A 21,714-nucleotide genomic window follows, 5' to 3' on the forward strand; every position below is an offset into this window, starting at 1 on the left:
GCTGGCGGGCCGTCTTGGGGAGGCGTCCATCCTCCAACAGTCCCGACAAAGCGCGCCATGCCTTTCAAATTCATCCACATCACCGACACGCATCTGGCGAACCCCGGGCTGCAGCTCTATGGGCTCGACCCACGCGCCCGGCTCGATGCGGCAATTGCCGACATCAATGCGCACCAGTCCGATGCCGCCTTCGCGGTCGCGACCGGCGACCTCACCCATTGGGGCGAGCCGGAATCCTACGCCAATTTTGCTGACGCTATGGCCGCGCTGAAAATCCCGTACATCGCCATGGTCGGCAATCACGACAAGCGCGTCGCCTGCCTCGACGGCCTGAAAGCTGCGCCGCGCGATCCCAACGGTTTTGTCCAGGGCACCCGCACCACCGAGCACGGCCTGTTCGTTTTCCTCGATACGCTGGACGAGACCAGCCACGCCGGCGAGATGTGCGCCATGCGTTTTGACTGGCTTGCGAAGACGCTGGCCGCCGCGCCCGCCGACCAGCCCTTCGTCGTGTTCATGCACCACCCGCCCTTCCCGGTCGGCGTCCACGCGATGGACGAGATCGCGCTGAAGCAGAGCGCCGAGTTCGCCGAGGTGATCGCGCCCTATCGCTCGCGCATCCGCCACCTCTTCTTCGGCCATGTGCACCGCCCGATCTTCGGCAGCTACGGCAAGATCCCGTTCTCCACCCTGCGCGGCACCAACCACCAGGTCTGGTTCGAGCTGGACCCCGCCGCCACCGACCATCTGGCAAGCCACGAGCCGCCCGCCTACGGCGTGGTGTTGATCGACGACCAGAACCTGGTCGTGCACAGCCACGACTTCCTCGACACCAGTCTGCGGTTTCCCTTCGAACCACCTGCGGGAGTGGACGGCCGCGACTATGCACTCAACTTCCCGGCGCGATGACATGAGCCTTGCTGAACCCGCGGCTCTCCCGGTCGCGACTTCGGCGGCACCGCGTCTGCACGTCCTGAAGCGGTTCGTCAGCCGCTTCAAAGCTTCGCTGCCTGCCTATCTGCTGCTGCTGCCTTCGCTGGTCTTCCTCGCACTGTTTACTTACGGCGCGATGGGCCGCGTGTTCGTCGATGCGCTCTATCAGCGCGCGACGCCCAAGGCGCCGGTCCGTTTCGTCGGCCTGGAGAATATCAGCGCGGTGCTCGCCGACCCCGCCTTCACCGGCGCGGTCGTCAACAATCTCCTCTACGCCGTCGGCACCGCGATCCCCAGCATCGCGCTCGCGCTGCTGTTCGCGCTGGCGCTGTCACGCACCCATGCGGTCAACAGCGCGCTGCGCGCGGCGCTGTTCCTGCCGGTGCTGATCCCGATGGTCGCAGCGTCAGCGCTGTTCCTGTTCATCTTCCTGCCCAATGTCGGCCTGCTTGACCATTACATCGGCCGGCTGCTGCCGGTGCTGCCGAACTGGCTCGGCGATCCCGACATCGCCCTCTATGCGATCATGGTCATCACGATCTGGAAGAACGCCGGCTATTACATGCTGTTCTTCCTCGCCGGCCTCCAGGCCGTGCCCGAGGACGTGATGGAGGCCGCCCATCTCGACGGCGCCGGGCCGTGGCAGCGGCTTCGCCACATCATCCTGCCCGAGCTCAAGCCCACCTTTCTGTTCGTCATCGTGATCGCCACGCTCAACGCCGTGACCCAGGTCGACCACGTCTTCGTCATGACCAAAGGCGGGCCGTCCAACGCGACCAATCTCGTGCTCTTCTACATCTACCAGCAGGCGGTCGAGCATTACGACATCGGCAAGGCCTCGGCCGCAACGCTGCTGACGCTCGCCGCCCTGATGGGCCTCACCGCGCTCTCCTTCCGCACCATGGCGAACCGCGAGGGTGGGCCATGACGCTGATCGACTGGCTGCTCAAGGATGCCCCGCTCGCAACCCGCCGCGAGATCACGCCGAAGCTCGGCTTCCTGCTGACCGTGCTGCTCGCGATCGTCTGGCTCATCCCGTTCCTGTGGATGGGCGTGGCGACGCTGCGGCCTGCCTCGGATGGCATCAACGCCATGGCCGAACTGATGCCGAGCCTGAAGCCGACGCTCGACAATGTCAGGGACGCCTGGGAGATCGGGGATTTCCCACGCTATGCCCTCAACACCACGCTCATCTGCACCGGCATCCTGCTGGTGCAGTTCGTCACGATCACGCTGGCGGGCTTCGCCTTTGCGCGGCTCGATTTCGCCGGCAAGACGCTGATCTTCTACCTGTTCCTGATGCAGCTGATGCTGGTGCCGGTGCTGCTGATCGTGCCGAACCTGAAGCTCGTGGCGCAGCTCGGCCTCTACGACACGCTCACCGGCGTGATGATGCCGTTCTTCGCCTCGGCCTTCGGCACCTTCCTGATGCGCCAGGCCTTCGAGGCCATCCCGACCGAGCTGGAAGACGCCGCGTTGATCGACGGCGCCGGCCTGTTCCAGCGCATCCGCCACATCTACGTGCCGCTGTCGATGCCGAGCTTTTCGGCCTTCGCCATCATCTCCGTGACCAGCCACTGGAACGACTTCCTGTGGCCACTGATGGTGATCAATTCGCCGGACAAGCGGCCGCTCACGGTGGGCCTCTCCGTCTTCACCGCGACCGCGGAAGGCACGCAGGCCTGGGGCACCATCGCAGCAGGCACGCTGATGGTGATCGCGCCGCTGCTCATCACCTTCCTGATCTTCCAGAAGCGTTTCATCAGCTCTTTCGTCACCTCAGGCATCAAATAGGAGATTTTCCGATGCTGTTTACCCGCAGGCTCATGCTCGGCCTTGCCATGGCAGGCTCTATGGCAGGCGCCCTCGCCGTCCCCGCGATGGCTGAAGGTCCGACCGAGATCGACCTGTTCTTCCCCGTCCCCGTCGACGGCAAGCTCGCGCGCGACATGGGCACCCTGATCAAGGAGTTCAACGAAGGTCACCCGAACATCAAGGCGACCGCCGTCTACACCGGCTCCTATGACGACACGCTGATCAAGACGCGTGCCTCGATCAAGGCCGGCAAGCCGCCGGCGGCAGTGATCATGTCGGCGAACTTCCTGCTCGACATGCAGATCGAGAACGAGCTCACCAATCTCGATCCCCTGATCGCCGCCGACGGCACCACCAAGGACCAGTTCCTCGGCCAGTTCTTCCCGGCGCTGCAGGGCAACGCGGTGATCAACCGCTCGGTCTACGGCGTGCCGTTCCACAATTCGACGCCGCTGCTCTACATCAACGCCGACAAGGCCAAGGAAGCCGGCCTCGATCCGAACAAGCCGCCGCAGACCTGGGCCGAGCTCACCGACTGGGCCAAGAAGCTCACCAAGCGCGAGGGCGACAAGGTGACCCAATGGGGCATCGCGATCCCCTGCGCCTACGACTATTGCGGCTGGATGATGGAAACGCTCACCATGACCAATGGCGGGCGCTACTACAACGAGGAGTTCGGCGGCGAGGTCTATTACGACACGCCCTCGATGCTCGGCGCGCTGACCTGGTGGAACGACCTCGTCACCAAGCACAAGGTCCACGCCCCCGGCGCCACGCCGGGACCTGCCGTCAGCACCTCCTTCATCTCGGGCAATGCCGCGATGATGATGCTGTCCACGGGCTCTCTGACCTATGTGCGTGACAACGCCAAGTTCAACTACAAGGTCGCCTTCATCCCGCGCAACGTCCGCAACGCCGTGCCGATCGGCGGTGCCTCGCTGATCATTCCGGCGGGCCTCGAAGCCGACAAGCAGAAGGCCGCCTGGACGCTGATCAAGTGGATGACCTCGCCCGAGAAGAGCGCCTGGTGGAGCCGTGCGACCGGCTATTTCGCGCCCAACATGGCCGCCTACAAGACATCAGACATGGTCGACTTCCTCAACAAGAACCCGGACGCCAAGACCGCAGTCGAGCAGCTCGACGTCGCCAAGCCCTGGTTTGCGACCTACAAGACCGTGCCGGTCCGCAAGACGCTCGAGGACGAGGTGATGCTGGTCCTCAACGGCAAGAAGCAGCCGAAGGAGGCCCTCGTCGCCGCCCAGAAGGCCGCCGACGAGACGCTGAAGCCGTACAATGCGGAAACGTCGCTGAAGCTGCCGTAAGGCCAGTTGCAACGGCTAACCAACATCGGCGCTCCGTCACGCGGGGCGCCGAATTCCTTTGGAGGCGCTCGCTCAGATCGTCACCACGATCTTGCCGAACTGCGCATTCGACTCCAGGAAGCGATGCGCCTCGACGATCTCCTCGAACCGGAACGTTTTGGCGATGATCGGCTTCAACGTGCCGTCCGCCAATCCATCGAGGATGAACGCCTTGGCCCGCTCAAGGCGCGCGGGATCGCTTGTGATCTCGTGCACGAGATAGCCGCGCAGGACCAGGCTCCTGGTCAACACGTTGGGAAGCGGAAACGGCGTCGGCTCCGGGCTCAGTCCGCCATATTCGATCAGGATGCCGCCTCGTGACATCGCCGCGGTCAGCGGCTCGAAGGCGGGGCCGCCGACCGCATCCAGCACCACACGGACGCCGTTTGAACCGGCGATCGCCTCCAGCCGCGCGCGGATGTCCTCTTCCTCCGATGCGACCACGTGCGCAGCACCGGCATCGAGCAAGGCCTGCCGCTTGGCCGAGGTTCGCGTCAGGGCGACCGGGATCGCGCCGATCCGGTTCGCGATCTGAATGGCGGCAAGCCCCACGCTGCTCGATGCTGCCGTGATGGCGACGATGTCCCCTCGCCCGAGCCGGGCGATGTCGACCAGCGCGCCGTAAGCCGTCAGATATTGCATCCAGACCGCAGCCGCCGTCTCGAAGCCAAGCTCCGGCGGATGCTTCACGACGAGTCCGGCCGGAAACGTCGCGAGCTCGGCATAGGCCGGCCACCGCACTATCGAGAGCGGCGGCACGATGCTGACGGCATCGCCCGGGGCAAAGCCGGTGACACCCTCGCCGATCGCCTCGACGATGCCCGCCGCCTCCAGCCCGAGACCCGATGGAAACACCGCGGTCTCGATATAGGTCCCCCTCCGCAACAGGGCTTCCGCGCGGTTGAGGCCGAGCGCCTTGACCCGGATCTGCACCTCGCCCCGTGCAGGCGGCTCGACATCGACCGTCTCGATGCGCAGCACTTCGGGTCCGCCATATTGATCAAAACGAACGACGCGGGCCATGGACTCACTCCAAAACAATTGAACTGAATGGAGCTATGCCGATCCCTGGGAAGCGGATAAATCGCCCAAGGAAACGAACAGTCGAAACCAGGAGTTTTCAATCAATGGACCGCCTGACCAGCATGGCCGTGTTCGTCAAGGCGGTCGATCTCGGCTCGTTCGCAGCCGCAGCCGACGCCCTGGAGATGTCGGGGCCGATGGTCGGCAAGCATGTGCGCTTCCTCGAAGAGCGCCTCGGCGCCCGCCTGCTCAACCGCACCACGCGGCGCCAGAGCCTGACCGACGCAGGGCAAGCCTATTACGAGCGCTGCCGCGCCGTGCTCAACGCGGCCGAAGCGGCCGACGCCGTCGTTGCCGACGAATTGCGCGAGCCGCGCGGCAGGCTGCGCGTGACCATGCCCGCGCTGCTGGGACGGCACTGCATCGCGCCCCTGCTGATGAAGCTGGCGCGCAAACATCCGCATCTCGAGCTCGACCTCTCCTTCGGCGACCCGATCGCCGACATCGTCGAGAGCGGCTACGATCTTGCGATCCGGACCGGGGATCTCGACAACCAGTCCGGCCTGATCACGCGACGCATCGCGAGCCAGCGCATGGTAGTGTGCGGCGCGCGCTCATATCTGCGCGGCAACGGCAAGCCGAAGACGATCGACGATATCTCCGCGCATCAGGCGATCATCTATCGCCGCTCCGGGCGCGTCCGGCCGTGGCTGTTTCCGCTGGGCGATCGGCCTCCGCGCGAGATCATGCCATCAGGCCGGCTGAGGCTCGACGATCTCGAAGCCATCGCCGATGCCGCCACGCAAGGCATGGGGCTCGCCTGGTTGCCCTATTGGCTGATCCGCGAACGCCTCGACAGCGGCGCGCTGGTTGGTCTCCTCAGGGACGAGGGCGAATTCCTCTACGACTGTCACGCGCTGTGGCCCCGCTCGCCCCGGCTGCCGCCAAAGGTGCGCGCCGCCGTGGACACCCTGGCCGCGGCCCTGCCGAAGTTAATGACCTGACCGTTAGCGCCGGCCCCATTAACTCCCTGTCCACCATCCGGCCCGCCGTGCCGCCGGTAACCATTGGAATTAACAGACCGTCAACGCGACCCCGACAAATCTATCAATGTTTCTGGAGATTTCGCCGTGGATCTGCTGGTTTTCGAGTTCCTGGGGTTGGCGCTGGTTGGCATGTGTCTGATCGTGGTCGCGCTGCCCTGCGCCCGCAAATCCTCGCACCGGATCCGCTACGAATAGGGAGTTTCGGCGGAAAGGGACGATTCCGGCCCTATGCAAGCCTCGAATTTGCTTAGAGCCCCTTGACATCACAGCGCTTTCGGCAGAACGGCTGATGATCTCGTCATGGGCCGTTCATGGATTTGATTACCACCACCGCTGACCTCGCGGCTGCCTGCAGCCGGCTGGCCAAGCACCCCGTCATTACCGTCGATACCGAGTTCCTGCGCGAAACCACCTATTACCCGCTGCTGTGCGTGGTGCAGATGGCCAGCCCCGAGGAAGCGATCGTCATCGACGCCCTGGCCGAGGGCATCGACCTCAAGCCGTTCTTCGAGCTGATGGGCAACGAGGGCGTGCTGAAGGTGTTTCACGCCGCCCGCCAGGACATCGAAATCATCTGGCACCAGGCCAACATCATCCCGCACCCGGTGTTCGACACCCAGGTCGCCGCCATGGTGCTCGGCTATGGCGATAGCATCGCCTATGACGCGCTGGTCGAGAAGGTCACCGGCCACCGCCCGGACAAGACCCACCGCTTCACCGACTGGTCGCGCCGGCCGCTGACCAAGGAGCAGATGCATTACGCGGTGTCCGACGTCACGCATTTGCGCGACGTGTTCGCCGCGCTCGATGCCGACCTTAGGAAGCGCCGCCGCAGCGAATGGGTCTCCATCGAGATGGAAGTCCTGACCTCGCCCCGCACCTACGACTTCCACCCGGAGCGAGCCTGGGAGCGGCTGAAAACGCGCGTGCGCAAGCCGAAGGACCTCGCCGTCCTGATGGAGGTCGCCGCCTGGCGCGAGCAGGAAGCGCAGAGCCGCGACGTGCCGCGCGGCCGCGTGCTCCGCGATGAAGCCATCAGCGACATCGCCACGCACGCCCCGAACACACTGGAGAAGCTCGCCCATCTGCGCTCGGTGCCGAAGGGTTTTGAGAAGTCCAAATGGGGCGCGGACATCGTCGCCGCGGTCGAGCGCGGCCTGGCGCGGGATTTCTCGACGCTGCCGAAGCTGGAGAAGCCGCGCAACAACAACAACGGCGCCGCGATCGTCGAGCTGCTGAAGGTGCTGCTGCGCATGACCGCGGAGCGCCACGCGGTCGCCAGCAAGGTGATCGCGACCGTCGACGATCTCGAGGAGATCGCAGCCGACGACGAGGCCGACGTCCCCGCTTTGCGCGGCTGGCGCCGCGAGCTGTTCGGCGATGCTGCGTTGAAGCTGAAGCGCGGCGAGCTGGCACTCGCGATCGAGAAAGGTCGCGTGGTCGGGGTTCAGCGGGCTTAAGCGCTAACAACCAGTTGCCAACGCGTCAAATTGTAAGACCGTCATCCTGAGGCGCGAGCCGTGCGATGCAAAGCATCGCACGGGGAGCCTCGAAGGATAGACGCCCCACGGCCGCCAGCCGGGCCGTCGCCCTTCGAGGGCCGCTTCGCGGCCGCCTCAGGGTGACGGGAATTGATTGGGCCGTGCCGCTTCCACATCGTCATTGCGAGCGCAGCGAAGCAATCCAGAGTCTTGCCGCAGCGGCAGTCTGGATTGCTTCGTCGCTGCGCTCCTCGCAATGACGAGCGGAGAGAGCTTACGCCGGCGTCAGCTTCGCCACTTCCGCCTTCATGTCGTTCAGCACGCCCGTGATCGCCGCGACCAGATCGTCGATCTGGGCCTTGGTGACGATCAGCGGCGGGCAGATGGCGATGGCGTCGAGCATGTTGCGGGAGATCACGCCACGTTCCTGCAGCATGCGGCTGGCGATGCCGCCGACGGCGCCGGGCGTGCTGGCAGCCGTCTTGCGCCCCTTGTCGAGCACGAGCTCGATCGCCGCGATCATGCCGACGCCGCGGACCTCACCGACCAGCGGGTGGCTGGTGAGCTCGCGCAGCTTGCCCTGCATGTAGGCGCCGAGCTCGGCGGCGTGGGCGACCAGGCCGCGCTCCTCGATGATCTTGAGGTTTTCCAGCGCGATCGCCGAGCCGACCGGATGGCCGCCCGCGGTGAAGCCGTGGCCGAGCACGCCGATCTTGTTGCTCTCGTCCGCGATCGGCTCGAACATGCGGTCGTTCATCAGGATCGCCGAGAACGGGAAATAGCTCGAGGTGATCTGCTTGGAGACCACGAGCGCGTCGGGCTTGATGCCATAGGTCTGGCAGCCGAACATGTTGCCGGTACGGCCGAAGCCGCAGATCACCTCGTCGGCGACCAGCAGGATGTCGTACTTCTTCAGCACCGCCTGGATCTTGTCCCAATAGGTCGCCGGCGGCACGATGACGCCGCCCGCCCCCATCACCGGCTCGCCGAAGAAGGCGGCAATCGTATCCGGCCCTTCCTTCTGGATCAGCGCGTCGAGCTCCTCGGCCCGGCGCGTCGCGAAGGCTTCCTCGGTCTCGCCGGGCGCGCCGTCCTTGTAGAAATGCGGCGAGCCCGTGTGCAGGATGTTCGGCAGCGGCAGATCGAACGAGCGGTGATTGTTCGGCAGGCCAGTCAGGCTCGCCGAGGCGATGGTGACGCCGTGATAGGCGCGCATGCGGCTGATGATCTTCTTGCGCTGCGGCTGGCCGAGCGCATTCGAACGATAGGCGATCAGCTTGAGGACGGTGTCGTTCGCTTCCGAGCCGGAATTGGTGAAGAACACCTTGCTCATCGGCACCGGCGCCAGCGAGACCAGCTTCTCGGCGAGATCGATCGAGGGCCCGTGCGATTTGGCGGAGAACGTATGGTAGAACGGCAGCGCCAGCATCTGCTTGTGCGCGGCCTCGACCAGCCGCTTCTCGTTGAAGCCGAGGCCGACGCTCCACAGCCCGGCCATCGCCTCGAAATAGCGCTTGCCCGCCGCATCGAACACGTAAGGGCCCTCGCCGCGCTCGATCACCAGGGGACCGGCCTGCTGATGGGTGCGCGCGTTGGTGTAGGGATGGAGCTGGTAGGCCACATCGCGGGCTTCTTGCGAATTGGGCAGGATGGACATTTGCTTGGGATCCTTGCAGTCGTGACGTCGCCGGCGCGGCCAACGTCACTCCTTGGCTATTGCGACGAGGCAGAACTTGCAACGCCAATTCGTCGGCAGCAAGCGCTCAGCAGCGTTGCACAAAGCCGCACACAAATAGCTTGGAAATGGCTTGGAAACGAAATGGCTTGGAAACCTGGCGGCCCTCAAGCCGCGCCGTCGTCATCGCCATCGTCGTCGACGCGCGCGGCTTCCCGCACCTCGACGAGCGCCATCGAGAGCAGATAGACCGTCGTGGGCAAGCCGATGCGGCGCGCCGTCTCGGCGGCACGCGACAAATCGCTCGCCAGCTCCTTGAGCTCGTCTCCCCGTGACAATGTCCCACCCCATCCGCCGATCGCGGCCACCTATACCGCAACGGCGCCGCTGGTTCTGATCAGTTCGGCGCTGGACAGGATTGTAGCAAAATTCCCCGCGATATTCACTACCGCATGCTTGTAGGCGGCAGCATCGCCCGTGCCCGGCTGCCGGCAAGCGACGGCATCGGTAACCATCTGGTAGCGATGGCTGCGGTGAAACCCGTCCACGGCGGTGGCCAGAATGGTTTCGTCGAGGGAAAAGCCGATCAGCACGCAGCGCACATTGCGGATATTGGACATGTAGTCCACGAACCGCGCGGAACTGTAGGCCGACGGCAGCGGGTGCTCGAAGGTCATTTCGCCCGGCCGCGGCTTCGCCTCCGCGATCCAATCGGTCAGCCTGGATGCCGGATTGAACCAGGCCGCCTGGGCGATGCGCTTCAGATGCATCACCGGCCAGAGATTGGTGCGCCACAGCGTGAGCAGTTCCAGGCACCGCGCGGTGGCGGCCTCGCCGTCGAGGATGACGTGGCGGCGCCCGGGAGTGAGGTACTCGACCTGAAGATCCGCGCAGATCAGGATCGGCGGATCGTCATCGTGGATGGAAGCCAGCATTGTCTTGCGCAGAGCTGCACCAGTTTCAGCGGTCGGAGAGTGCGAGGTCCCGCAGCGGCGAGGTCACCGCCCGCCCCGCCGATGCGTCGAGCACGCCGGGCCGGTCCCAATCGCCCTCGGGACGGATGATCACATAGGGATCGCTGTCGAGCGTGATGGCGTCCGGCCCCGGCTCGATCTCCAGCAGCATCTCCGTGTAGGAGAAATCCGAGAAGGTGATCTTGCGGTTGTGACCGAGCGGCTTGGCGCCGAAATGGGCCCAGAAATCCACCAGCCGGTCCTGCGCCTGGCCGTAGATCTTGCGAAAGCCCTTGCGCTTCACATAGTCGACGCTGGCCTGGACCAGCTTGAACGACACGCGCGAGCGCCGGTACTGGTGCCGCACCGCGAGCCGCTCCACCTTGGCGAAATCGCCGAAGAAGCGCACCCGCAGGCAGCCCGCGGGCTCGTTGCCGACATAGCCGATGAAATGGGCAGCGACCATGTCGTTGCCGTCGAACTCCTCCTCGAACGGACAATCCTGCTCGGCGAGATACACGGCCGAGCGGATGGCGGTGACCAGCATGAGATCGCTGGGATCGCGCGCGAGGCGGATGGTGATGGCGCGGGAGTCGGGCTTGGCGAGAGGAATCCTAGTGCCGTGCATCTGCAAAACTCCTTGCTTGGATGATCGCGCCGGGCATTCGCAGCGGCTGCCGATGCCAGGGCCGCTCGTAACACCAGAGGTCGGGCTGGAAGCTCGCGATGGGCGCGAAGCCCGTCGCCTTCATGATCTCGCGTCCGGCCACGGTTGACGGCTGCGCATAGCAATCCGCGTTACGAAACCTTACCTGACGTAGATGCGCCGAGGCCTTGCCGAGACCGGCGATCCCGCGCCCCGTCGCCGCGATCGCCCAGATGTAGATTGCGGAGACGTCCTCGTCGGCCAAGGCGAGATAGCGCACCTCCGGGGCCGTCAGGCAGATCTCGTCGAGCAGCAGCGCGTCGTGGCCGTGCTCGTTGAGAAACAGGAACGCCATGCCGCCGACCAGATGGCCCTTCCGGCTGAAGGTCAGGATGCTCTCGGGATCGAGTGCATAATATCTCGCCAGATCGGCCGCTCCGATCTGCACCCCCGGCACCAGCCGCCGCGCCATTTCGGAAAGAACCGCAATTTCGGAAAATTGCGCGCAGCGGACATCGACGTCCGGGCTGAGCGGCAACGCGTCGAAATCATGTCTTGCGGCAAACGAGCCCCTTTCCATACTCTACTCGCCCCTCTATCGTTCGCGGCTTTCGTACCCCGCTATGAGGATGAGCTTAGCGGTTGGGGATCTGGAGTATGCAGCAGTTATTGCACCGGGGTGCTGCGATGATGCAGCACCGTGAGGAAGCCCTGGGCGCGTCCTGGGACGATTTGAAGCTGTTTTTAGCGTGCGCAAAATATAAAAGTTTCCGCAACGCCGCCGAAGAGCTCGGGCTCACCTCCACCACGTTGATGCGCAGGATCGACCGGCTCGAAGAGAGCATCGGCTGCAAGCTGTTCCTGCGCGACCAAAGCGGACTCACGCTCAGCGATGAAGGCACCGCGATGATCGCCGACGTTGCGCATATGGAGCGTCATGCCTTCAACGTCTTCCGCCGCGCCTCGCGCGTGTCGAACGACACGTCGGGCACCGTGCGCGTCGCGGTGACGGAAGGCCCCGGCAATTTCTGGATCCTGCCGCGGCTGATCGATTTCCAGAAGACCTATCGCAAGATCACGGTCGACCTGCGCTGCGCGATGGAGCAGTCCGACGTCGCGCGTCTGGAGTCTGATATCGCGATCCAGCTCGAGCCGCCGACCAATCCTGATTTGATCGTCGCAAAGCTCGGCCGCCTGCACATCTATCCCTTCGTCTCCAAGGAGTACGAAAATCTCTACGGCCTGCCGAATTCGCTCGCGGATCTGCAGAACCACCGCATCATCAAGCAGAGCGCGCCGCAGGTCGACGACAGCGCCTACGCCCGCGTGCTCGGGCTGAAATCGCTCGAGGGCATCGTCGGGATCAAGACCAACTCCTCGGTCGGCGTGCTCTATGCGGTGGAGCGCGGCGCCGGCATCGGCTTCCTGCCGACCGTGTCGATCGCGCTCGGCGCCCCGCTCGTTGCGGTCGATCTCGGTGTCAGCCACCATGCCGATCTCTGGCTCACCTATCACAGCGAGTTTCGCGGCTCCGAGCGCCACAAGATCGTGGTTGACTGGCTGAAGAAGATCTTCGATCCCAAGACCTATCCCTGCTTCCGCGACGAGTTCATCCATCCGAATGCGCTGGTGCCGATGATGACGTCCGCACGCGAGGGATTTGGATTGGCGGGTTACGTCGCGGCGACGCCGACCTAGAGCATGATCCGGAAAAGTGCGCAGCGGTTTTCCCTCGCGACAAACGCGGAACGCGTTTGCGCGGAGATCATGCTCAGACAACAACCTGACGCGCGACGAGATAGAGCGAGCTCAGCTTACCATCGATATTCGAAACCGAGCGTGCCCTGGTGCGAGGTCAGCTCGTTGCGGAACTTGCCGTCATAATTGATGTAGAGCCGCGCGGTGTTGGTCAGGCTGAGCGAGGCCGAGGCGCCGGCATCCATGCCGTAGCGGCTCTCGCCGATCCCGGGCACGACGATGCTCTGGGTCCCGAGGCTGACCTGCACCGATCCCAAATCCTGGTGGAAATTGTCGACGAACTTGCCGTAGGCCGACAGGTCCAGGATCTTCTGGTCGAAGATGAAATAGCGGCCGATCTCCGCGCCGATCATCACGCGCGCACGCGAGAGCACGGTCGAGCCGACATTGAGCGGATCGAGCCCGCCGGATTCCTGGAACGCTGCGCTGGTCGCACGCACATATTCGAGCGCGCCTTTGGGCACGACGCGCATCTGGTCCTTGGTCCAGTAATAGCTGATCTCGGTCAGCGCGCCGTCGACGGAGGCGCGATAGCCCGCGGTGGCCAGGCCGAAGCCGGTATCCCGGCTGGAATGGACTTTTCCGAAACCGTGCACCAATGCGAAGGCCCAGGTCCAGGGGCCCTTGTCGACCGAGCCGTTGAAGCCGATCTGCGTCAGGTCCATCGTCGCCGATTGCAGCGCCAGCGGCACGTCGACATCGGTGTGGCTCTGGTCGACCGAGAAGCCGAGATTGACGCCAGGCGCGACCCGCGCGCCGAAGCCGGCAACGCCACCAAACGTCTTGCGCTTGTCGCCGACGAAGTCTCCTTGCGGATCTGTCCGCACCGAGATGCCGTAGCCTTCGAACCAGGTGCGGTAGCGCGGGTCTTCCGTAGTCGCGGACGCCCCGCCCCCGCCGGGATTGGTGCGGAATGCGCGGTTGACGCCGCTAGATGCCTGGTTGCCCAGCCGCTCCAGAAAGTTCGAGCCGAGATTGAGCGAGGTGCTGCCGATCGACTGGTCGTAATTGATCGAGGTCGAGGTTGGGGTCGGCGACGGCGTGGGCGTGGGGGTGGGCGTTGGAGTCGGTGACGGCGTGGGCGTTGGGGTCGGAGTTGGGGTGGGCGTTGGCGTTGGGGTCGGCGTTGGCGTTTGCGCCAGGACTGGTGTCGCCGACATCATCACGGCGAATACGCACACCATCATCATGGCCGTCGCGATCCGGCGGACGCGGTCCAGCCCGATCGTCTGCCGTGTCCCGGAGAGCTGCGAGGCGCAGCGCATGACGACTAATCCCAAAGCAAAGTGACTGCGCGCAAAAATGCAACACGAGCTGCGACGCACGCTGTGCGATTTGTGCCGAACTGCCACGGAGGGTCAACCGTTTGGCGCGCCATCCTCAGGGCATTGCGCTCGATTGTGGTTCCTCTGCCACAGGTCGGAAATTGCAGGCGACCGCGCCCGGTCCGGTCTTGAAATTGGCGCTCTGCTTGCTAACGGCCGGTTTTCATGTTGCAATATTGGCCACAATCGGAATTGGCCGTGCGGCTGTGCGTTTCGCGATGATGAGACTCGAACAGACTTCCGGAAGCCCGTTTGTGGCGTGGCACGCGAAATAGCGGCCGCGTCTTTTTAGTATCTAGCGGAGGAGACTAACGATGCCACAAAAGGGCACCGTCAAATGGTTCAACCCCACCAAGGGTTACGGGTTCATCAAGCCGAACGGCAGCGATAAGGACGTCTTCGTCCATATCTCGGCCGTCGAGCGCGCCGGACTCTCGACCCTCAATGAGAACCAGGTGGTTGAATACGACCTCGTGGAGAACCGCGGCAAATCGTCCGCGGAGAACCTCAAGGTCTCCTGATTTCTCTCAAAGCTCAGCGCGAGAGATCATGACGTTGCCCCCGGCTCTGCCGGGGGATTTTGTTTGGGACGACGAAACGAGAGCCGCGCCTCAGCTCACCACCGGCGCAACCAAAAAATTCTCCGACGCGGAGCTTCCCGCCGTCTTGCAGACGTCGCCCTCGATCTTGACCTTGCCGGTCGCAAGCAGGCTCAGCGCTGCGGGATAGATGCGGTGCTCGACCTCGAGGATGCGCTCGGACAGGCTATCCACCGTGTCGTGGTCGCCGACCGGCACGGCGCCCTGCATCACGATCGGGCCGGCATCGGTCTCGGGGATCACGAAGTGAACCGTCGCGCCAGACAGTTTGACGCCAGCGCGCAAGGCCTGGCCGTGCGGGTCGAGGCCGGGGAACGACGGCAGCAGCGAAGGATGGATGTTGAGCATCCGCCCGTACCAGGCCCTGGTGAACTCGGCCGTGAACAGGCGCATGAAGCCGCCCAGACAAATCAGCTCGATGCCGTACTGATCGAGGGCCGCCTGCAGCACTTTCTCGAAACCGGCGCGGTCCTTGCCGAACGGCTTGCTCTCGATCACCAGCGTGTTCACGCCGCTCGCCCTGGCCCGTTCGAGCCCGAGCGCATCGGCCTTGTTCGAGATGACGAGCGAGATCTCGGCCGGGAAGTCCGCGGCAGCGGCAGCCTTGATCAGCGCGGCCATGTTGGAGCCGCGGCCGGAGATCAGGATGGCGACGCGTCGCTTCATCACAGCGCCAGATCGAGGTGACCGTTATAGACGACGCGGTGCTCGCCCTCGGCCGGGATCACGGTGCCGAGCTGCGCCACGGTCTCGCCGGCATCGGTGAAGACCCGCACGACCTCGTCGACCTTCTCGGGCTCGACGATCGCGATCATGCCGATGCCGCAGTTGAAGGTGCGCAGCATTTCGAGCTCGGCGATGCCGGCTTGCGCGGCCAGCCATTTGAACACCGACAGCACCGGCAGGCGTGCCAGATCGATGCCGACGCCAAGATGTGCAGGCAACACGCGCGGAATGTTGTCGGTGAAGCCACCGCCGGTGATATGGGCGAGCCCCTTCACCGCACCGGTCTCACGGATCGCGCGCAGGCAGGATTTGACGTAGAGCCGCGTCGGGGTCAGCAGCGCCCCGCCGAGCGTCATGACCGGGGCGAACGGCGCCGGCGCCTCGAAGCCGAGGCCGGACTGCTCGACGATCTTGCGCACCAGTGAGAAGCCGTTGGAGTGCACGCCTGACGAGGCAAGGCCGATCACGGCATCGCCCGCCGCGATGTCCTTGCGCGGCAGCAGCGTGCCGCGCTCGGCGGCACCGACGGCAAACCCCCCGAGGTCGTAATCGCCGTCCTTGTAGAGGCCGGGCATTTCGGCGGTCTCGCCGCCGATCAGGGCGCAGCCGGATTCGCGGCAGCCCTCGGCGACACCGGCGACGATCGAGGCCGTGGCCTCCGGATCGAGCTTGCCGCAGGCGAAATAGTCCAGGAAGAACAGCGGCTCGGCGCCCTGCACCACGAGGTCGTTGACGCTCATGGCGACGAGGTCGATGCCGATCCCGCCGTGCAGGCCGGTCTCGATCGCGATCTTGACCTTGGTTCCGACACCGTCGGTGGCGGCAACCAGGACCGGGTCCTTGAAGCCGGCCGCCTTGAGGTCGAACAGGCCGCCGAAGCCGCCGATCTCGGCGTCGGCGCCGGGGCGCGCGGTGGCGCGCACCATCGGCTTGATCAGGTCGACAAGGCGGTTGCCCGCGTCGATATCGACGCCTGAATCGGCGTAAGTGAGGCCGTTTTTGCGGTCGGTCATGCCCGATTTCCAGTGGGTTTGCGGCTGGTTACGTCGAATTCCGGGGACGCGCAATGGCAAGCGTGGCGCCCCGCCCTATACTATGTAGAGATATCAACCGGTTCAGCCTCCCAGGGGGCCGGATTCGAGGTCAGGCCGGGTGCCGGGAAGCGCCGTGTGAGTATTCCGAATATCATAACCCTGGGCCGCATCCTGCTGGTCCCGATCATCGTCTGGGCCATCGTGTCGAGCCAAATGGAGGTGGCGTTCGCCGTCTTCCTGATCGCCGGCATCAGCGACGCCGTGGACGGCTTCCTGGCCAAGCGCTTCAACATGACCAGCGAGCTCGGCGCCCTGCTCGACCCGCTCGCCGACAAGGCGCTGCTGGTGTCGATCTACCTCGCGCTCGGCATCTGGGGCGACATCCCGCGCTGGATCGTCATCCTGGTGGTGTCGCGCGACATCATGATCGTGACAGCCGTGATCGTATCCTGGCTGTTCGACAAGCCCGTCGAGATGAAGCCGTCGAAAGTATCCAAGCTAAACACAGCCGCCCAGGTCGCCTACGCCGCCCTGGTGCTGGCCTCCCTTGCCTTCGGCTTCAAGCCGGCGCCCTATGACACTGTCCTGATGGGCTTTGTCACGATCTTCACGCTCTCCTCGGTGTCGCTCTACCTCGTCGAGTGGCTGAGGCACATGAGCACGATCGAGGCCAAATGAGAGGTGATGCGGCCCTGCAAAAGGCCAAGTCCCGCTCGATGAAATCGAATCTCTTTCAACGAAGCCGGCGCGCGCCGGCATGGAGCAGAGCTAGCGTGGCAGGCCGCGTTCACCCCCGACAATTGGCGTTCTCGCTTCCGCACGCGGAAAGCCTCAGCCGGGACAATTTCCTCGAAGGCCCCGCCAATGCCGCCGGCCTTGCCCTGATCGACGGCTGGCCGGAATGGCCGAACCGGATCATGTGGCTGGCCGGCCCCGAGGGCAGCGGCAAGAGCCATCTCGCAGCGATCTGGGCCGAGGAGGCCGGGGCCCGCTCGACCACGGCCAATGCGCTGACCGCCGCAGGCGTTCCGGGCGCCCTCGCCACCGGCGCGCTGGTGGTCGAGGATCTCAAGGCAAAGGATTTTGACGAGCGCGCCCTGTTCCACCTCATGAACCTCGCCCGGGAGGACGGCGCCTACGTCCTGTTCACGGGCCGCGAGGTGCCGGCCTCGCTCGAGATCGACCTGCGCGACCTGCGCTCGCGCCTGCGCGCCCTGCCGGCGGTGGCGCTGCTGCCGCCCGACGACCAGCTCTTCCGCGGCCTGATCGTCAAATTCTGCGCCGACCGCCAGCTTTCCGTGGACGAAAGCGTGGTCAGCTACCTCGCCACCCGCCTGGAGCGATCCTCGGCGGCGGCACGGCAGGCCGTCGAACTGCTCGACGGCGAGGCCCTCAGGCTCGGCCGCCCCGTCACTCGGGCGCTGGCCGCCGAGCTGCTGCGGGACGCCTGACCCGCCTGTTCTGCCCCTAAGGGCCGCTTGACGCGGCGCGGCGGCGGAACATCAATGTCATCGAAACGTCATCGGACTAACACATGCTCCCGGCGGTTTTGCGCATAAGCCGCAAATTGGGGCGAACTGGATGGACCGACTTCTGATGGATTCCGCGCAAGCTGTTGAAACTAAAGAAAAACCCTCGGAAGTCGAGAGCCTGCCGGCGATTGCATCGAGCCCCGAGCGATTCATCAACCGCGAGCTGTCCTGGCTGCATTTCAACCGGCGCGTCCTTGAGGAATCGGTCAATCCCAGCCACCCCCTCCTGGAGCGGGTGCGTTTCCTGTCGATTTCGGCGAATAACCTCGACGAGTTCTTCATGGTCCGCGTCGCCGGCATCAAGGCCCAGGTGCGCGAGGGCATTGCCGAGCGCGCCCCCGATGGCCTGACACCGTCCGAGCAGCTCGCGCTGATCAACCGCACCGTCTCACAGCTTGCCAGCGACCAGCAGGCGATCTGGGCCGATCTGCGCGGCAGCCTCGCCGGCGCCGGCATCGTGCTGGTGGACGGCAAGGACGTCACCAAGGCGGAAAGGACCTGGATCGAGGACTACTTCCTCAACAACGTGTTCCCATTGCTGACGCCGCTGGCGATCGACCCGGCCCACCCCTTCCCGTTCATCCCGAGCCTCGGCTTCACAATCGCGCTCCAGCTCACGCGCGAGGCCGACGGCAAGCAGATGAACGCGCTGATCCGCATGCCCGGCAAGATCGACCGTTTCATCCGCCTGCCCGCCGAAGGCAAGGTCCGCCTGATCTCGCTGGAGCAGGCGACTGGCCTGTTCATCAACCGCCTGTTCCCCGGCTACAATCTCCAGGGCCAGGGCGCCTTCCGCATCATCCGCGACTCCGAGCTCGAAATCGAGGAAGAGGCCGAAGACCTCGTCCGCCTGTTCGAGACCGCGCTGAAGCGCCGCCGCCGTGGGTCGGTGATCCGGCTCGAGATCGACGCCAAGATGCCCGAGGAGCTGCGCAGTTTCGTGCAGCATGCGCTGTCGGCTGCCGACGACGAGGTGTTCCTCGTGGACGGCGTGCTCGCCATGAACGAGCTCTCGCAGCTCACCCGGCTCGACCGGCCCGATCTCGAATTCACCCCCTACGTGCCGCGTCATCCCGAGCGCGTGCGCGAGCATGGCGGCGACATTTTTGCTGCGATTCGGCAGAAGGATCTCGTCGTCCATCACCCCTATGAATCCTTCGACGTCGTCGTGCAGTTCCTGCAGCAGGCCGCGCGCGATCCCGATGTCGTCGCGATCAAGCAGACGCTCTACCGCACCTCCAACAACTCGCCGATCGTGCGTACGCTTGCGGAGGCCGCCGAAGCCGGCAAGTCCGTTACCGCTCTGATCGAGCTGAAGGCGCGCTTCGACGAAGAAGCCAACATCCGCTGGGCGCGCGACCTCGAGCGCGCCGGCGTACAGGTCGTCTACGGCTTCCTCGAGCTGAAGACGCACGCAAAACTCTCGATGGTGGTGCGTCGTGAAGGCGGCAGCCTCACGACCTACGTCCACACCGGCACTGGCAACTATCACCCGGTCACCGCGCGCATCTATACCGACCTCTCCTACTTCACCTCGGATCCGACCATCGGCCGCGACGCCGCGCGCGTGTTCAACTTCATCACCGGCTATGCCGCGCCGAGCGATCTGGAAAAGATGGCGGTGTCGCCGCTGACCTTGCGCAAGCGCATCATCGAGCACATCCAGGGCGAGACCGCGCATGCACGGCACGGCCGTGCCGGTGCGGTCTGGATGAAGATGAATGCGCTGGTCGACCCCGACATCATCGACGCGCTCTACGAGGCCTCGCAGGCCGGCGTGCAGGTCGAGCTGGTGGTGCGCGGTATCTGCTGCCTACGTCCGGGTATTCCCGGACTGTCGGAAAATATCCGCGTCAAGTCGATCATCGGGCGATTCCTGGAACACGGCCGAATCTACTGCTTCGGCATGGGCCAGGGCCTGCCGAGCGCGAAAGCGGCTGTGTATATCTCGTCGGCCGACATGATGCCGCGCAACCTCGACCGCCGCGTCGAGGTGCTGTGTCCGCTGCAAAATCCCACGGTGCATCAGCAGGTTCTCGAACAGATCATGGTCGCGAATCTGAAGGACAATGAGCAGAGCTGGCAATTGTTGCCGGACGGGTCCTCAACGCGTATGAAGGCCGCGAAGGGCGAGGAGCCTTTCAACGTGCACAACTACTTCATGACAAATCCGAGTCTGTCTGGCCGTGGAAAGTCGCTCAAGGAATCCTCGCCGCGCCGTCTCACGCGCCGTAGTGAACGTCATCCTTCCTGATCCGGGATCGTGGACGTGAAGCGGCCGCGCAAGCGTGGCGCGAGCGTCGCGGTCATCGACATCGGTTCCAACTCGGTCCGTCTCGTCGTCTACGAAGGGCTGACGCGGAGCCTCATCCCGATCTTCAACGAGAAGACGCTGTGCGGCCTCGGGCGCGAGGTGCAGAGCACGGGCCTGCTCGCGCCCGATGCCGTCGACAAGGCGCTGACGTCGCTGAAGCGTTTTCGCGCGCTGTGCCGCGTCATGCAGGTCGGCCGCGTGTTCGCGATTGCGACCGCGGCCTGCCGCGATGCCTCCAACGGCCCCGACTTCATTGCGAAGGCCGAGCGCATCTGCGCCGTGAAGATCGAGATCCTGTCAGGCCCGCGCGAGGCGCGGCTGTCGGCGCTCGGCGTGATCTCCGGCATCCATCATCCTGACGGCATCGTCGGCGATCTCGGCGGTGGCTCGCTCGAACTGATCGACGTGCGCAGGAACGCCGTGCGCAGCGGCGTGACGCTGCCGCTCGGCGGCCTCGCGCTGCAGGACCTCGCGCACAAATCGCTCAAGCGCGCCGACCGCATCGTGCGCGAGGAGATCGACGAGGTTGAGCTCCTCACCGCCGGCCGCGGCCGCACCTTCTATGCCGTCGGCGGCACCTGGCGCGCACTCGCGCGCATCCACATCATCCAGAGCGGCTATCCGCTGCAGGTGATGCATGGCTACTCGATCACAGCGGCCGAAGCGCTCGACTTCTCCCGCCGCCTGCGGCGTCTGGCGGCCGCCGGCATGCTCGCCGACATCGAGAGCGTCGCCGATGCCCGCCGCCCGCTCCTCACCTATGCGGCGCTGGTGCTCGAGCACATCATCCGCGTCGCCAAGCCGAAGACCATCGTGTTCTCGACCTTCGGCGTGCGCGAGGGCCTGCTGCACGAGAAGCTGTCGGAGTCCGAGCGCAACAAGGACGGCCTGATCTGCGCGGCGGAAGAGCTCAACGAGCTGCTGTCACGCTCGGCCAAGCACGCCCGCGAGCTGATCGCCTGGACCGATCGCCTGGTGCGCGTGGTGAAGCTGCGCGAGACCGAGGAAGACCGCCGCCTGCGCCACACCGCCTGCCTGCTCTCCGACATCGGCTGGCGCGTCCACCCCGACCATCGCGGCGAGCAGACGCTGAGCCTGGTCGTCAACGCCAATTTCGGCGCGATCACCCACACCGAGCGCGCCTTCGTCGGCCTGTCCGTGTTCTACCGCTATGCGGGCCTTTCCGAGGAAAACCAGCCGCCGGCGACCATGCAGGAACTGCTGACGCCGGCCCAGCTCGAACGCGCACGCATGCTGGGCGCAGCGTTCCGCGTCGCGCATCTGATCTCGGCGGCACGGCCGGGCGTCCTGCCCGCCACGCATTTCCGCAGCCAGGGACGCAAATTGATGCTGGTCTTCGAGCATCGCCTCGGCGACCTCGTCGCCGACCGCGTCGGCAGCCGCTTCCGCCAGCTCGCCCGCCTCGTCAGCCGCGCCGGCTCGATCGTCCGGCGCTAGAGCATGATCCGGAAAAGTGCGCAGCGGTTCTCCGG

Annotated in this window: 21 protein-coding genes; 12 read left to right on the plus strand and 9 right to left on the minus strand. The window is 65.0% G+C overall.

The features are described 5' to 3' along the window. Nucleotides 1-57: 57 nt before the first annotated feature. From RAD16_RS06645 to RAD16_RS06660, 4 genes are read left to right on the plus strand one after another with little or no spacing between them, the layout of a single operon-like run. Complete coding sequence (locus tag RAD16_RS06645; RefSeq protein WP_458157080.1) at nucleotides 58-909, plus strand: phosphodiesterase; 852 nt, start codon at nucleotides 58-60, stop codon at nucleotides 907-909. Between the two features lies 1 nt (nucleotide 910). Continuing rightward, nucleotides 911-1,861, plus strand: a complete 951-nt coding sequence (locus RAD16_RS06650) for a carbohydrate ABC transporter permease (protein WP_458157081.1) — start codon at nucleotides 911-913, stop codon at nucleotides 1,859-1,861. Further along, a complete protein-coding gene (locus tag RAD16_RS06655) occupies nucleotides 1,858-2,727 on the plus strand; it encodes a carbohydrate ABC transporter permease (RefSeq protein ID WP_458157082.1) in 870 nt (289 codons plus the stop codon). The genes RAD16_RS06650 and RAD16_RS06655 overlap by 4 nt, the downstream gene beginning before the upstream one ends. 11 nt (nucleotides 2,728-2,738) lie before the next feature. Further along, on the plus strand, nucleotides 2,739-4,070 hold the full coding sequence (locus RAD16_RS06660) for an extracellular solute-binding protein (protein WP_458157083.1): 1,332 nt from the start codon (nucleotides 2,739-2,741) through the stop codon (nucleotides 4,068-4,070). Nucleotides 4,071-4,142: 72 nt separating this feature from the next. On the opposite strand, the gene RAD16_RS06665 is transcribed toward RAD16_RS06660, so the two are convergent. Continuing rightward, nucleotides 4,143-5,132, minus strand: coding sequence for a zinc-dependent alcohol dehydrogenase family protein (locus RAD16_RS06665; RefSeq protein WP_458157084.1), 990 nt, complete (start codon nucleotides 5,130-5,132; stop codon nucleotides 4,143-4,145). A 104-nt stretch (nucleotides 5,133-5,236) separates the two neighbouring features. Here RAD16_RS06665 and RAD16_RS06670 point away from each other — a divergent pair, with 104 nt between their 5' ends. Both RAD16_RS06670 and rnd read left to right on the plus strand, forming a co-directional pair. Further along, nucleotides 5,237-6,136 carry a LysR family transcriptional regulator gene (locus tag RAD16_RS06670; RefSeq protein WP_458157085.1) on the plus strand — a complete coding sequence of 300 codons (900 nt, stop codon included), beginning with the start codon at nucleotides 5,237-5,239 and terminating at the stop codon, nucleotides 6,134-6,136. Nucleotides 6,137-6,489: 353 nt separating this feature from the next. Continuing rightward, nucleotides 6,490-7,638 carry a ribonuclease D gene (rnd, locus tag RAD16_RS06675; RefSeq protein ID WP_458157086.1) on the plus strand — a complete coding sequence of 383 codons (1,149 nt, stop codon included), beginning with the start codon at nucleotides 6,490-6,492 and terminating at the stop codon, nucleotides 7,636-7,638. 295 nt (nucleotides 7,639-7,933) lie between these two features. On the opposite strand, the gene RAD16_RS06680 is transcribed toward rnd, so the two are convergent. The 5 genes from RAD16_RS06680 to RAD16_RS06700 form a co-directional block, all read right to left on the minus strand. Continuing rightward, nucleotides 7,934-9,316 (minus strand): aspartate aminotransferase family protein, encoded by a 1,383-nt coding sequence (locus RAD16_RS06680; RefSeq protein ID WP_458157087.1) that lies wholly within the window; start codon nucleotides 9,314-9,316, stop codon nucleotides 7,934-7,936. Between the two features lie 185 nt (nucleotides 9,317-9,501). After that, the gene (locus RAD16_RS06685; RefSeq protein ID WP_458157088.1) at nucleotides 9,502-9,672 is read right to left on the minus strand and encodes a hypothetical protein; all 171 of its coding nucleotides are present in this window, start codon (nucleotides 9,670-9,672) and stop codon (nucleotides 9,502-9,504) included. Between the two features lie 30 nt (nucleotides 9,673-9,702). Continuing rightward, complete coding sequence (locus tag RAD16_RS06690; RefSeq protein WP_458157089.1) at nucleotides 9,703-10,269, minus strand: isochorismatase family protein; 567 nt, start codon at nucleotides 10,267-10,269, stop codon at nucleotides 9,703-9,705. A gap of 25 nt (nucleotides 10,270-10,294) precedes the next feature. Then, nucleotides 10,295-10,915 (minus strand): GNAT family N-acetyltransferase, encoded by a 621-nt coding sequence (locus RAD16_RS06695; protein WP_458157090.1) that lies wholly within the window; start codon nucleotides 10,913-10,915, stop codon nucleotides 10,295-10,297. Next, complete coding sequence (locus tag RAD16_RS06700; RefSeq protein ID WP_458157091.1) at nucleotides 10,902-11,513, minus strand: hypothetical protein; 612 nt, start codon at nucleotides 11,511-11,513, stop codon at nucleotides 10,902-10,904. Before RAD16_RS06700 ends, RAD16_RS06695 begins: the two co-directional genes overlap by 14 nt. 77 nt (nucleotides 11,514-11,590) lie before the next feature. On the opposite strand from RAD16_RS06700, the gene RAD16_RS06705 reads away from it, so the two are divergent. After that, the gene (locus RAD16_RS06705; protein WP_458157092.1) at nucleotides 11,591-12,631 is read left to right on the plus strand and encodes a LysR family transcriptional regulator; all 1,041 of its coding nucleotides are present in this window, start codon (nucleotides 11,591-11,593) and stop codon (nucleotides 12,629-12,631) included. A gap of 116 nt (nucleotides 12,632-12,747) precedes the next feature. Here the strand turns inward: RAD16_RS06705 and RAD16_RS06710 are convergent, their stop codons facing one another. Beyond that, nucleotides 12,748-13,956 carry an autotransporter outer membrane beta-barrel domain-containing protein gene (locus RAD16_RS06710; protein WP_458157093.1) on the minus strand — a complete coding sequence of 403 codons (1,209 nt, stop codon included), beginning with the start codon at nucleotides 13,954-13,956 and terminating at the stop codon, nucleotides 12,748-12,750. A gap of 374 nt (nucleotides 13,957-14,330) precedes the next feature. On the opposite strand from RAD16_RS06710, the gene RAD16_RS06715 reads away from it, so the two are divergent. Beyond that, nucleotides 14,331-14,537: a cold-shock protein gene (locus RAD16_RS06715; protein WP_008129967.1), complete on the plus strand. Its 207-nt coding sequence runs from the start codon at nucleotides 14,331-14,333 to the stop codon at nucleotides 14,535-14,537. A 90-nt stretch (nucleotides 14,538-14,627) separates the two neighbouring features. Here RAD16_RS06715 and purN read toward each other — a convergent pair whose 3' ends face one another. After that, nucleotides 14,628-15,281, minus strand: a complete 654-nt coding sequence (gene purN / locus RAD16_RS06720) for a phosphoribosylglycinamide formyltransferase (RefSeq protein WP_458157094.1) — start codon at nucleotides 15,279-15,281, stop codon at nucleotides 14,628-14,630. Next, entirely contained in the window at nucleotides 15,281-16,354 is a 1,074-nt protein-coding gene (gene purM / locus RAD16_RS06725) for a phosphoribosylformylglycinamidine cyclo-ligase (RefSeq protein ID WP_458157095.1), read from the minus strand. The genes purN and purM overlap by 1 nt, the downstream gene beginning before the upstream one ends. 156 nt (nucleotides 16,355-16,510) lie before the next feature. Here purM and RAD16_RS06730 point away from each other — a divergent pair, with 156 nt between their 5' ends. From RAD16_RS06730 to ppx, 4 genes are all read left to right on the plus strand, one after another. Further along, the gene (locus RAD16_RS06730; RefSeq protein WP_458157096.1) at nucleotides 16,511-17,053 is read left to right on the plus strand and encodes a CDP-alcohol phosphatidyltransferase family protein; all 543 of its coding nucleotides are present in this window, start codon (nucleotides 16,511-16,513) and stop codon (nucleotides 17,051-17,053) included. 95 nt (nucleotides 17,054-17,148) lie between these two features. Next, a complete protein-coding gene (locus RAD16_RS06735; RefSeq protein ID WP_458157097.1) occupies nucleotides 17,149-17,826 on the plus strand; it encodes a chromosomal replication initiator DnaA in 678 nt (225 codons plus the stop codon). A gap of 145 nt (nucleotides 17,827-17,971) precedes the next feature. Next, a complete protein-coding gene (locus RAD16_RS06740) occupies nucleotides 17,972-20,161 on the plus strand; it encodes an RNA degradosome polyphosphate kinase (RefSeq protein WP_458157403.1) in 2,190 nt (729 codons plus the stop codon). 15 nt (nucleotides 20,162-20,176) lie between these two features. Then, nucleotides 20,177-21,679: an exopolyphosphatase gene (gene ppx, locus RAD16_RS06745; protein WP_458157098.1), complete on the plus strand. Its 1,503-nt coding sequence runs from the start codon at nucleotides 20,177-20,179 to the stop codon at nucleotides 21,677-21,679. The last annotated feature ends 35 nt before the right edge of the window (nucleotides 21,680-21,714 follow it).

The organism is Bradyrhizobium sp. 18BD, assembly GCF_054185225.1.